This is a genomic window from Streptomyces sp. NBC_01261, from assembly GCF_036226385.1.
GTDB lineage: Bacteria > Actinomycetota > Actinomycetes > Streptomycetales > Streptomycetaceae > Streptomyces.
Genome location: NZ_CP108463.1, coordinates 6572401 through 6584557, shown reverse-complemented (window position 1 = coordinate 6584557; position 12157 = coordinate 6572401). Strand labels below are relative to the sequence as shown.

General features: G+C 64.0%; 7 protein-coding genes. 2 read left to right on the top strand and 5 right to left on the bottom strand.

Translation table 11 applies throughout. From position 1 onward, the window contains the following. Positions 1–66 precede the first annotated feature (66 nt). The 4 genes from OG226_RS29345 to rsmI form a co-directional block, all read right to left on the bottom strand. Positions 67–1386, bottom strand: coding sequence for a ubiquitin-like domain-containing protein (locus tag OG226_RS29345; protein ID WP_329350522.1), 1320 nt, complete (start codon positions 1384–1386; stop codon positions 67–69). A 132-nt stretch (positions 1387–1518) separates the two neighbouring features. Further along, entirely contained in the window at positions 1519–2421 is a 903-nt protein-coding gene (locus tag OG226_RS29340) for a TatD family hydrolase (RefSeq protein WP_329350521.1), read from the bottom strand. Between the two features lie 47 nt (positions 2422–2468). Beyond that, on the bottom strand, positions 2469–2903 hold the full coding sequence (locus OG226_RS29335) for a hypothetical protein (protein ID WP_329350520.1): 435 nt from the start codon (positions 2901–2903) through the stop codon (positions 2469–2471). Positions 2904–3377: 474 nt separating this feature from the next. Next, on the bottom strand, positions 3378–4238 hold the full coding sequence (rsmI, locus tag OG226_RS29330; protein ID WP_328682636.1) for a 16S rRNA (cytidine(1402)-2'-O)-methyltransferase: 861 nt from the start codon (positions 4236–4238) through the stop codon (positions 3378–3380). Between the two features lie 62 nt (positions 4239–4300). Here rsmI and OG226_RS29325 point away from each other — a divergent pair, with 62 nt between their 5' ends. Both OG226_RS29325 and OG226_RS29320 read left to right on the top strand, forming a co-directional pair. After that, positions 4301–6052, top strand: coding sequence for a dolichyl-phosphate-mannose--protein mannosyltransferase (locus tag OG226_RS29325; RefSeq protein WP_328682634.1), 1752 nt, complete (start codon positions 4301–4303; stop codon positions 6050–6052). Positions 6053–8176: 2124 nt separating this feature from the next. After that, complete coding sequence (locus OG226_RS29320) at positions 8177–11131, top strand: NACHT domain-containing protein (protein ID WP_329350519.1); 2955 nt, start codon at positions 8177–8179, stop codon at positions 11129–11131. Positions 11132–11311: 180 nt separating this feature from the next. Here the strand turns inward: OG226_RS29320 and OG226_RS29315 are convergent, their stop codons facing one another. Next, positions 11312–12127 carry a class I SAM-dependent methyltransferase gene (locus OG226_RS29315; protein ID WP_329350518.1) on the bottom strand — a complete coding sequence of 272 codons (816 nt, stop codon included), beginning with the start codon at positions 12125–12127 and terminating at the stop codon, positions 11312–11314. Between the last annotated feature and the right edge of the window lie 30 nt (positions 12128–12157).

Here is a 12157-nt window from a genome sequence, read left to right as displayed (position 1 = left end):
GTGGCTGGTCGCGCAGTTCCCCGCGCCCCTGGGGGATGGGGGCTGCGCCCCCCTATCCCCCAGCCCTCAGCCGTTCAGTCTCGTCCCGCAGTGCGGCCACGGGCTCGAACCCCGTCGCACGTACAGCCTCTTCGCCCGCAGCGTCTGTTCCTCCGCGCTCGCGTCCTGGGGGCGTCCGCTGCCGCCCAGGCTGTGCCACGTGTGGGTGTCGAACTGGTAGAGGCCGCCGTAGGTGCCCGACGGGTCCACCGCGCCGGGGCGGCCGCCGGACTCGCAGGTCGCGAGGCCGTGCCAGTTCAACTGGTCCGCGCCCTGGACCGACGTGGGCATCGCTTTCGTGCCTACCTTCACGACCTGCGAGCGAGGCTCCCGCACCAGCTCGTCGCCCACCCGCCGCGGTTTCTCCTTGACGCCGTTGATCGTGCGGAGGGTGTAGGTGACCCGGCGCAGGCCCGGCCGGCCGGCGCGTTCGACCACCTCCGTGCCCTTGAACAGGGTGGGGTCGTCGGAGCGTTCCACCTTGAAGGGGATCGCCTCCTCGCGGACCTCGCGCGTCCCCGTCACCCGCAGGACCGTGATCGTCTGGCCGTCGCGCGGGAAGCTGGTGGGCGGGACCGAGGTGGTGTCCTCGCCGTGGAGGCCGATACCGGCCTCCTGGACCGCCTCGCCGACCGTCGCCGCGTTGGTGCGGATCGTACGGGCGCGGCCGTCGGCCATGATCGTGACGGTGCGTTCGGTGCGGACGTCGAGGGCGAGTCCGGCGCGGCCGATGGGCTGGGAGCGCGAGGTGGAGACGTAGGCGCCCTCGGCCCGTACGCCGAGTTGTTCGAGGGCTCCGTCGACCGTGCGGGCCGTGGTCCACACCTCGCGCCGGTGGCCGTCGATGGTGAGGCGCACGGGGCGGCCGTAGCGCACCGCGACCTCGTCGCCGCTGGCGAGGGGCGCGTCGCGGCCGGGGGCCACCACGTCGTGGGCGCCTACGTCGACGCCCTGCTGGGCGAGGAGTTCGGTGACGTCGTCGGCGAAGGTGTGCAGGGTGCGCGGCTTGCCGTCGACGTTCAGCTCGATCGCCTTGTCCTTGGCGACGAACGCGGTGGTGCCGCCGGCGAGGAACGCGACGACCAGCGCCTGCGGCACCAGCCGGCGCATCGCGGAGCCGGGGTCCGAGCGCTCGGCTCTTCGGCGCCGTCCGTGCCGGGCCGGTGGCTCGCTCTCCGGCGGGACGGTCCCCGTCTGACGCGGGAACACGGGTTCGTACGCCTCGTAGGCGGGGCGGTACGTGTCCTCGTACACCTCGGTGGGCCCGTCGGTGTACGCGTCGGCGCGCACACCGCGGTCGTACGTCTCGTAGGTCTCGTAGGTCTCGTAGGTCTCGTAGTTGCTCACGCCGACACGCTCCAGAAGGCCACGGGGGTCCGGATCGGGCCAACAGAACCTAGCGGAGTGACCGTCACTCTCCAAAGCGGCACGGCTACCCAGAGTTGTGTTCGATGAGGCCGTGAAACGTCGTGAGGACTCTCAATAGCCGAACGCCCGGGCCGTGTTGGCCGCGAGCGCCGTCGCCAGCTCGTCCTCCTCGATGCCCCGCACGGCGGCCATCGCGCGCACCGTGACCGGAACGAGGTAGGGCGCGTTGGGCCGTCCGCGGTACGGGGCCGGGGTGAGGAAGGGCGCGTCGGTCTCCACCAGGACCAGCTCCAGGGGTGCCACGGCGAGCGCGTCCCGCAGGTTCTGGGCGTTCTTGAAGGTGACGGTGCCGGCGAAGGACATGAAGTACCCGGCGCGGGCGCAGAGTTCGGCCATCTCGGCGTCGCCGGAGTAGCAGTGGAAGACCGTGCGCTCGGGGGCGCCTTCCTCCTTGAGGACGCGCAGGACGTCGGCGTGGGCGTCGCGGTCGTGGATGACCAGGGCCTTGCCGTGCCGCTTGGCGATCTCGATGTGGGCGCGGAACGACTTCTCCTGGGCCGCCTTGCCCTCGGGCCCGGTGCGGAAGTAGTCGAGGCCGGTCTCGCCCACGCCCTTGACCTGCGGGAGTCCGGCGAGACGGTCGATCTCAGCGAGGGCCTCTTCGAGGGCGCTGTCGCCGCCGGGGACGCGCGCGCCCTGCCGGGACCAGTTGTCGGGGTCGCCGTGCACAATGCGCGGGGCTTCGTTCGGGTGCAGGGCGACCGTCGCGTGGACGGCGTCGTACCGGGCGGCCGTCTCGGCGGCCCAGCGGGAGCCCTTCAGGTCGCAGCCGACCTGGACGAGCGTCGTGACGCCGACCGACGCGGCCTTGGCGAGCGCCGCGTCCACCGTGCCGGACTGCATGTCGAGGTGGGTGTGGGAGTCGGCGACGGCCACCCGGAGGGGTTCCGGGAGCGGCGGCGCCGCGTTCTTATCGCCGCCGCGCCCGCTGTCGCTGTCTCTGGAGGAAGGCATGCCCCGATCCTACGAAAGGGGCATGCCCGCCCGGTCGTCGGAGCCGGTCAGCTCGCCTTGCGGTGGAACGGGTGCAGGAGGTCGGAGAGGTGCCAGTGGTGGTCCTCGCGCTCCGGCAGCGGGGTCACGGCGGCGTCGCCGTCCTCCGCGGCCGTGGCGTCCGCAACTGCCGCCGCCCGGGACCGCGGCGCCTGGTACTGCCGCTGCGCGGCCTCCCGTACCGACGAGACCTGGCCCGCGCGCATGATGCGTACGACATGCCCGTCACAGTTGAGGCAGGCGGGCCGGCTGAGCGGTGACGGCACGACCTGACCCTCCGCCACGTACATCACGAACTGGTGGCCGTCGGTGTCGACGTGGTGCTCTATCTCGTACGACTGCTCCCAGCCGTGCCCGCACCGCATGCAGGCGAAGGAGTACGACTCGTTGACCACGGCCGTGGCAGCGCCACGGACGCCGGTCTGCCCTGCGATCTCACTCATGCCAGCTCCTGCTTGCTCTCCGCTGGACAAGCGCCCCGGCTGGGGAATTCCCCCCGGAATCCCCTTGGAGGCGAGGGACGGGTGCGTCCCTTCGTCCAGTGGACGCTTCCGGCAGGGCGAATGCATCAGTCCTGTCGACTGTTGGAGGCGATTTGGACTTTCCTTGTCGAATCGCCCCGTCAAGGCGGTCCTGGCTTTGCACTTCGTGACCGCGCTTTGCCCCGCCATGGGGCGCGCGCTCATGGGAGGCGCGCCTCGCTCAGAGGAACTTTCGCCGCAGGTCAGATGGGGTTTCCGTGCGACCCCGGCGGGGTTTCTCGCGCGAGGCTCGGCGCGGCGGGGTTTCGTGTACGAAGCCCGGCGACAACGGTTCCCGCACAAAGTCCGACAGAAGTTCGCGGGTACCGCCCCACAGGAATCTCACGTGCGCCCCGCAGGAATCTCCCGTATGCCCACCGGGAGTCCCGCGTGCCCTCAAACGGGTTTTTGCGCGCTCTTCGCCGCCACCACCGCATCGAACACCTCGCGCTTGGGAACGCCCGCCTCGACGGCCACGGCGGCGATCGCCTCTTTACGCCGCTCCCCCGCCTCCTCGCGCACCCGCACCCGCCGTACCAACTCGTCGGCACCGAGTTCCTCGGCCTTCTCGGGAGCGCCCTCGACGACGACGGTGATCTCCCCCCGCACACCCTCCGCCGCCCACTCGGCCAGCTCACCGACCGGGCCGCGCTTGATCTCCTCGTACGTCTTCGTCAGCTCACGGCAGACGGCGGCCCGCCGCTCGGCGCCGAACACCTCGGCCATCGCGGCGAGGGTGTCGTCGAGCCGGTGCGGTGCCTCGAAGTAGACGAGGGTCCGCCGCTCACCGGCGACCTCCCGCAGCCGCGACAGCCGCTCGCCGGCCTTGCGCGGCAGGAACCCCTCGAAGCAGAACCGGTCCACCGGCAGCCCCGACAGCGCGAGCGCGGTGAGCACGGCGGACGGTCCCGGTACGGCGGTGACCTTGATGTCCTTCTCCACGGCGGCGGCGACCAGCCGGTACCCCGGGTCGGACACGGACGGCATCCCCGCATCGGTCACCAGCAGCACGCGCGAGCCGCCGAGCAGCGCCTCGACCAACTCCGGTGTCCGCGCCGCCTCGTTGCCCTCGAAGTACGACACGACCCGCCCCTTGGGCTGCACCCCCAGCGCCTGCGTGAGCCGCCGGAGCCGTCGCGTGTCCTCGGCGGCGACCACGTCGGCACCCGCCAACTCCTCGGCGAGGCGCGGCGGGGCGTCCGCGATGTCGCCGATGGGGGTGCCGGCAAGGACCAGAGTTCCGGGAGCAACTGTCACGTTTCCATCCTCTCAGGGGAGAGAGGCGGGACTCACACAGACCTGTTCCCTACGATGGCGCGGTGACCAGTACAGCGTCGTCCATGGACTCCACGGACACCCGGCAAGGGCAGGCCCCGCAAGACCAGCGGCCGTCGTGGCAGCAGCGGCTGCGCCGATTCGGCTACACGGCGGGGCCCAGAAGCGACGTACGGGACCGGCTGGTGCCGCCGTACGCGGAGCCCAGCCCGCGGCTGTGGGCGGCGCTCGGCTTCTCACCGGCGCTCGTCGACCGCGTCAACCGCTGGTCGGGCTGGGGCGGCCCGCTGCTGGTCACGCTCATGGCCGGCGTGATGCGCTTCTACCACCTGGGCAGCCCGAAGGCGGTGATATTCGACGAGACGTACTACGCGAAGGACGCGTGGGCGCTGGTCCACCGCGGCTTCGAGGTCAACTGGGACAAGAACGCCAACGACCTGATCCTCCAGCACAACGGTCACATCCCCATCCCGACCGACGCGGCCTATGTCGTGCACCCGCCGGTCGGCAAGTACGTCATCGGCCTCGGCGAGCTGATCTTCGGCTTCAACCCCTTCGGCTGGCGCTTCATGACGGCGCTGCTCGGCACCCTCGCCATCCTGATGCTGTGCCGCATCGGCCGCCGCCTGTTCCGCTCCACGTTCCTGGGCTGCGTCGCGGGCGTCATGATGTCGCTCGACGGCCTGGCCTTCGTGATGGCCCGCACCTCGCTCCTCGACGGCATCCTGATGTTCTTCGTGGTGGCCGCGTTCGGCTGCCTGCTCCTGGACCGGGACAGGGCCCGGGCGAAACTCGCGGCGGCGCTGCCGGTCGACGCGGACGGCCGGGTCCGCCCGGACGCGCACATCGCGGACACCCTCTCCCTCGGCTGGCGCCCCTGGCGCTGGATGGCCGGCCTGACGCTCGGCCTCGCGATGGCCACCAAGTGGAACGGCATGTTCTACGCCGCCGCCTTCGTGGTGATGGCCGTGCTCTGGGACGTCGGCTCCCGCAAGGTCGCGGGCGCGAGCAAGCCGTACGCCGCGGTCCTCAAGCACGACGTGGGCCTCGCCTTCGTCTCCACCGCCCCGGTCGCGATCTCGGTCTACGTCCTCTCCTGGCTCGGCTGGATCCTCTCCCCGGCCAACGGCACCGGCGGCTACTTCCGCAACTGGGCCGCGACCGACGGCAAGGGCGGCTTCTGGAGCCACTACCTGCCCGACTGGGCGCGCAGCCTGTGGCACTACGAGCATGAGGTCTACGAGTTCAACGTCGGCCTGCACTCCCCGCACACGTACATGTCCAACCCCTGGAGCTGGCTGGTCGACGGCCGCCCGGTCTCGTACTTCTACGAGTCCCCGTCCCCCGGCGCGGACGGCTGCCCGGCGAGCGCGGGCGAGAAATGCGCCCGCGAGGTCCTCGCGATCGGCACCCCCCTCCTCTGGTGGGCGGCCTGCTTCGCGCTCCTGTACGTCCTGTGGCGCTGGGCGTTCCGCCGCGACTGGCGAGCGGGCGCGATCGCCTGCGGCGTCGCGGCCGGCTACCTCCCCTGGTTCATGTACCAGGACCGCACGATCTTCTTCTTCTACTCCATCGTCTTCCTCCCGTTCCTGTGCCTGGCGGTCGCGATGCTGATCGGCGCGGTCATCGGCCCACCCGGCTCCAGCGACACCCGCCGGGTCGCGGGCGCGGTCGGGGCAGGCGTGCTGGTCCTGCTGGTCACGTGGAACTTCATCTACTTCTGGCCGCTGTACACGGGGACGGCGATCCCTATTGATCAGTGGCGGTCGCGGATGTGGTTGGACACCTGGGTGTAGCTGGGCAGACACACCACGAGGGCGCGGCTGTCAGCCGCGCCCTCGTGGTCGTTATTGGTCGTTAGCGGTTGTCGTGGGCCACCCTCGGACGGCCCAAGGACGGCCCGGCTCTGGACCCCGGCAGATTTACAGACGGTGTGGGAGACCCGCTCTGAGCCGGGCTTGTCCACGACCCGAGCATGCTGGCCCCACACCCGCCCCACGTTGTCTTCGAGGACAATCGCGGCGTTACGCAGTTGGCCTCTCTCCGCTTCGACGCCCGGAGAGCGCACGCCTGAGCTGAACGACACCTGTCACGACGGTCGCGATCAGAGACCCGGTGACGATGACAGCCAGACAGGCAAGCGTCGGATTCACCCAGCCTGGAACGAGGTCATACGAGGCGTTGCACATGTTGTGCAAAGGGAACGGACCCGACGGCTGCGGCCCAAGCCCCTGCCGGTAGCTCGCGTCGAAGGGCTGCCCCTCCCCAAGAGCGCAAGTCTCCGCCACATCGAGGCCACCGGAGAACGCTCCCCACAACCAGGTAGGGACGAAGACCATGCCCGCGACTATCAAAGAGCCCAACCAGAAGGCCGGGTTCCACCGAAGACGAGCCCTACCAGAGACCTTGACCACCTTGCGCTCCCCTCCCCACAGATGCTGGGCACCTGGGTCTAGCTGCACAGACATAACAAGGGGGCGTGGCAACCTGCCGCGCCCCCTTGGCCGTTGTCAGCCGTTGGCGGTTGTCTTTGGCGCCCTCGCGCGGCCGGAGGACGGCCCAGCTCTGGGCCCGGCAAATTTACAGTCCACCCAAGATCTCGCGACTACATGCCGTCCGACCTGCCGGTTCACACCCTCTAGGTATCTGTTAGCCGGACACCGTCCGCGTCTCGTCCTGATCTTGGGATTCCTGAGGTTGCGACCAGAGCACAGCGCGCCCGGCGTCCACAGGCGCTGATATCGACCCGACATGCTGCGGGGATGCGGCGTTGGTCAGCACCCCACTGGAGAACTGCGCGGTTGCGGTTGCCTCTGGCCGTTGTTGGTCGTCGTCGGCACTCCTCGGACTGCCCAGGGGCGTCCCAGGAGGGACAGGGAGAAATAGGCAGGTCAACGAACACGTGGTAGATCGCCTACGGGACAGCTCCAAGGCGGCGTCCGACGTCATCTGGGCTACCACAGGACAGTCTCTCTTCCGAAAACCCAGCAAAGAACGAACGTGTCGGCCATAATGCCGCCATGAAGTTTGATCTCTCCAAGCTAGGGTCTCGCGAGTTCGAGAACCTCACTCAGTCCCTAGCCCTTGCCGAAATCGGTTCAGCTCTGAGTGTCTTCGGCCCTGGCCCAGACGGCGGGAGAGAAGCAACCTTCGAGGGTCCTGTCAGATTGGGCAGGAACGGCCCGACCGTGGATGGATACGGGGTGCTTCAGGCGAAGTACTGCGAAAATCTCACCACGCCAAGAAAGGATGCAACCTGGCTAATTAGCCAGATTCGCAATGAACTAAAGGATTGGAAGACTTCCGCTAAGCGAGCCAGGAAACCAGACTGCCTCATTCTTGCGACAAACGTTACACTATCGGGAGTACCGAACACGGGTGGTATTGATCGGGTAGAAAAGGAACTCAAGACACAGTGCGAGGCACTGGGTATTGAGAAGTGGCATGTCTGGCACGGGGAAACCGTAAATCGGTTGCTAGAGATCCACCCCCAGATCCGCACAAGTTATGCGGCATGGGTTCTCCCCGGCGATGTGCTAGCAGAGCTGTACTCCCAGTTTTCGGCACGCAAGAAAGAGGTCGGCAAAGGCCTACTACGATATCTAGCGAAAGAGCTGGTGCGCGATCTCCACGTTAACTTGGATCAAGCCGGCTCTGCGGACGACTTGCAGATTCCTCTCGCGGAGGTATTCATCGATTTGCCTGTGGGTCCTCCGGGCGCGAGTAACTCAGCCTCGCACGCTCACGTACTACGAGGCCTTGTCCATTCATGCGATAAGAGGGGGTCTTCGAGCACGACTGACCGGAGAAAAGGAAGTCATGGTCGATACGTCCTTGTAGGAGGGCCTGGTCAAGGCAAGAGCACTGTAAGTCAGTTCCTTTGCCAGATTTACCGGGCGCGGCTCATTGAGGGAACTTCCGTGGGGCGCTCCACGGAAGTTGCGCAGGCAGTAAAGCTCATCACTGAGCAGGCAGCGCGCGAAAGCTTGATGCCGAATTCTCACCGATGGCCGGTAAAAGTACCACTCACTCAACTTGCAGACGACTTGGCACATGGTCACGCAAAGTCACTTTTGCAATTCATTGCTGCGCGCGCCTCGGATTCCTCCGACGTCAACATCACCCCACAAGACCTCCGTGAATGGCTCGCAACCTTCCCTTGGCTTCTTCTTTTGGACGGCCTCGATGAAGTGCCGGCCTCCAGCAACCGGGATCAAGTGTTGTCAGCAATCAACGAATTTCTTATGGACGTTGACGAAATTTCTGCTGACGTGATGCTGATTGCCACTACGCGCCCTCAGGGATACACGGAGGAATTTTCTCCCTCCAATTTTATGCACTTGGAGCTAAAGCCTCTCGGAAAAGAGCGTGCGCTTCACTATGCCGGAAAGTTGGCTACTGCTCGCCATGGTGCCGATTCGGAGCGGTCCACGAGGCTCATGCATCGATTGAATCAGGCAGCCGAGGAAGTATCAACGGCACGCCTAATGTCATCGCCACTTCAGGTCACAATCATGGCAGTGCTGCTTGACAGAATGGGAAAAGCACCAAAGGATCGGTATACTCTTTTCAAGGATTACTACAGAGTTATCTATGAGCGGGAGCTAGAGAAGGAGGGAGCCGCAACCAACCTTCTCCGGGACCATAGAGCAGACATTGATACCATTCATGCCGACGTGGGTCTTTTGCTTCAAACGCGAAGCGAACGGTCTGGGGACACGGAATCCAGGATTTCAATTGAGGAATTTAGCACTATAATCCGACAGCGCCTCGAAAGTGAGGGACACGCAGGAGGATCGCTTAATTCGCTTACCAAGTCAATTAGTCTCGCGGCCACAGATCGCCTCGTCTTCCTGGTTCCGTCTCGCGCTGGTGAAGTCGGTTTTGAGATCCGATCGCTACAGGAATTCTGGGCCGCAGATGCTTTGATGTCAGCTAGCGATGAGGAAGTTCGTGACCGCCTTAGCTTGATTAGCTCAAGTTCTCACTGGCGAAATGTGTTTCTATTTGCAGTGGGTAAAATCTATGCCGAAAGACGTCATCTACGCGACTCAGTGACTGCCGTTGTGGCCGAGTTGAACATTCACACAAAAGATCCGCAGGCGCCCACTCGTCGTTTGGCTCTAGGTTCGCGTCTCGCATTGGATATCTTGGCTGACGGTATGGTGAAGGCTCCAAAGCATGAGGCTGTCTTGGTTGACCAAGCCGTGAAGCTCTTCGGCTTGCCGTCCATCAATGATATTGAGCGGCTCGTTCCAGCCCTATCCGATAGCGGCTTCCAAACCGCCAAGGGGAACGTTGAAAATTGGCTAATTGAAGGAAAGCGGACGAGTGAGAACCTTCTTATCTTTCTGGCTGACCTAACTGCCAGGGGTGACGCATGGGCCAAGACGACTCTTGATACGATCTATGCAGGAATGGACAAGCGGGCACAAGGCAGAGTCCTTGGGCTTGCCTTCGAAGTTTCTTCACCGGAACTGCTTAGCGTTTCGGCCGAGCGTCTTCTAGATGTTCCTATTCAGGATCTCCCAATGTTTCTAGCCGCTCGGTGGAGGCGCCCTTATTCTCGGCCTTTGCAGATTAATGCAGGCCCCACATGGGTATCTAATTTCATTTCCGCCTATGAGCACCCTTCGAATCAAGGAACCATTTCACCATCACTCGTAGTTGGTGGCAGCAGGCTCACTTGCAACATCTCAAGCTTTGAAGATCATCAAGTTTGGCGTGACATTGATCTGAATGAGGTTCCTGTTGACCATTGGATGCATGCCGTAAAGCGATTTCATGATGAGCCGTCGACCACATCGCTCAAGGAAGCTGCTATTTCGGTTAACGTATCTGGATTCGAAACGCTTTGGAGCAACTGGTTTCTTCCTTGGCCGATTTTTGCGGCGCTCCAAGATGTGGCATATGAGGTTACACCCCGAGACTCTCTCGGAGATCCATCCCAAGTTGGGGACGCTGACATTTGGCGGCAGATTGAGGCCTCATGGCAGGAACCAATCCCACTTGAACGCCTAGGACAGAGCTTTAATCTAAGCGTTCGCGGCCAACTCCCGTATCTTCCTTTGTCGGCAAGCCTAGGACGAAGTTTCGACCCGCCATCTGCCAGCGGACGCAAAGGAGTTACCTCTGGCTACCTAGCTGACATGGCCCTACTGCTCTCAGCCTCGCCTCGTTATGTAAGGTCACAGATCGCTCAGCTCACGGTTAGCGCTGCGCGCGTCTTGGATAGAGGACAAGTTGGAATAGCAGAGGTTGAAAGCCTCATGAGACTTTCCGAGATCGCCATGGCGGGACTCGGCCATGTGGACCTTTCTTGGCTAACTCGCGCGCGGAAACTTCCAAAAGGTACCGGAGCATGGCTCAATCAAGCACTGGGAGATAATCCCCGTTCTGTTTGGATGCCACACGCCCCGTCTACTATCTATAGAGAATGGGTGAATGATTTTTCTCAAGTTGAACTCGGACTTGCGCTTTGCACTTCAGAGCTAAGTGCCATCTCTAAGGGGGATCGTGGCGTAATCTCTCGCGAGTGGAGAAAAATCTCAAATAGTGCCTCGGTTGACATTCGGCATAGAAGTGCAGTCTGTCTTATTGTCAGCTCTTTCGAGCCATGCAGGGATGACGAAGATTTCTCTGCGAGAATTGAGGTTCTCACGGCAGCTGTGAAGGCTGGGCTACTTGACCCGGAATATATTGCAATGCAAATCCTTCTCGCGCATGATGTCGTTCAGCAGAGATTTATGTTCAGTTTTCTCGACGCATTGCCAGAGCTTGATCGCGACGTGTGGGAAGTTGCAATGGACCGACTCGTAGCTGACGAGACAAGTCTTCCGACAAAGGTTGACTTCACCGCTATGAGGGCTCGGTAGGTTGGCGAAATGGCGCGCCCGAGGTTATATATGCAAGGCAGGCGGATCGCATTTGAGCTCGTAACACGACCTTGTTCAGGTGTCCTAGCTAGCCGCTAAGCTGCATGAATAGTGGGTCGGCCTACGAGCATCTGCGGTTGTTGGCCGGAGGTTGGCCACAGGGCAGCAGACAGCGCCACTTCACACGGCGTTGGCAGGGGCCCGCCCGACTGCGAGCAGATGCGAACTGGCAGCCAGCAACTCTGGATACGGCTCAGCCATCCGTGCGGCTGCCATGGCGGACTCAATCAGTTCATCGGTGGGTCCGTCGCCGGGCTGTTGTTCGACAGCCTTGACGAGTGACCATGCCGGGCCTTCGATCCCGAAGACTTCCACATCCGTGAGCCCCGCCCCGCGAAGTTCGTCGGCAAGCTCCTCTGCCCGGTGGAAGTACGCCAGGGTGAAGTGAGCGCCGTCATGCACTGCGGTGCGGAGAATCTTGGACACAGGCTCATACATGCGCTCGGTATGCAGGTGGGCGTAGGTGACGTGCTCGAAGAGCGATGCGTAACGGTTGATTGCTGCTGCGGCTACCAGCCCACCGGGCTTGACCACGCGACGCGCTTCCGCGAGCGCCCGCCTACGGTCGTCGGCATCGGGCAGATGGTAGAGCGGGCCCAGTAGCTGGACCACGTCGTAACTACCGTCACCCGCGTCCAGTGCTCGCGCGTCTCCAAGTGACGCTGCACAGATGGAAGTTGCCTGCTCAACGTGGCGAGCGATGGGGTCCACCAAGGAGACCTCGTATCCGTCCTCGACCAGCCACTCGGCATGCACGCCGGTCCCGCCTCCGACGTCCAGCACGCTCGCCGGCGCTGGGGGAAGGAAGCGACGCAGAAGCTCCTTGGTTCGGGCCAGCTCAAGGCGCCCATCCGCCGAGCGGTGCAGGCGCCTGCTCTCGTCCACGGTCTCGCCGTAGAAGCGCAGAACGGAGGAAGCCAATCCAGGATTCGACATGACAGCAGTATGCTGTGTACCGGTGGACCA

Bases quoted from the DNA above. Each gene is read 5' to 3' on its own strand.
- OG226_RS29315 (WP_329350518.1), bottom strand. From the start codon at position 12,127: ATGTCGAATCCTGGATTGGCTTCCTCCGTTCTGCGCTTCTACGGCGAG.
- OG226_RS29335 (WP_329350520.1), bottom strand. From the start codon at position 2,903: ATGAGTGAGATCGCAGGGCAGACCGGCGTCCGTGGCGCTGCCACGGCC.
- OG226_RS29340 (WP_329350521.1), bottom strand. From the start codon at position 2,421: ATGCCTTCCTCCAGAGACAGCGACAGCGGGCGCGGCGGCGATAAGAAC.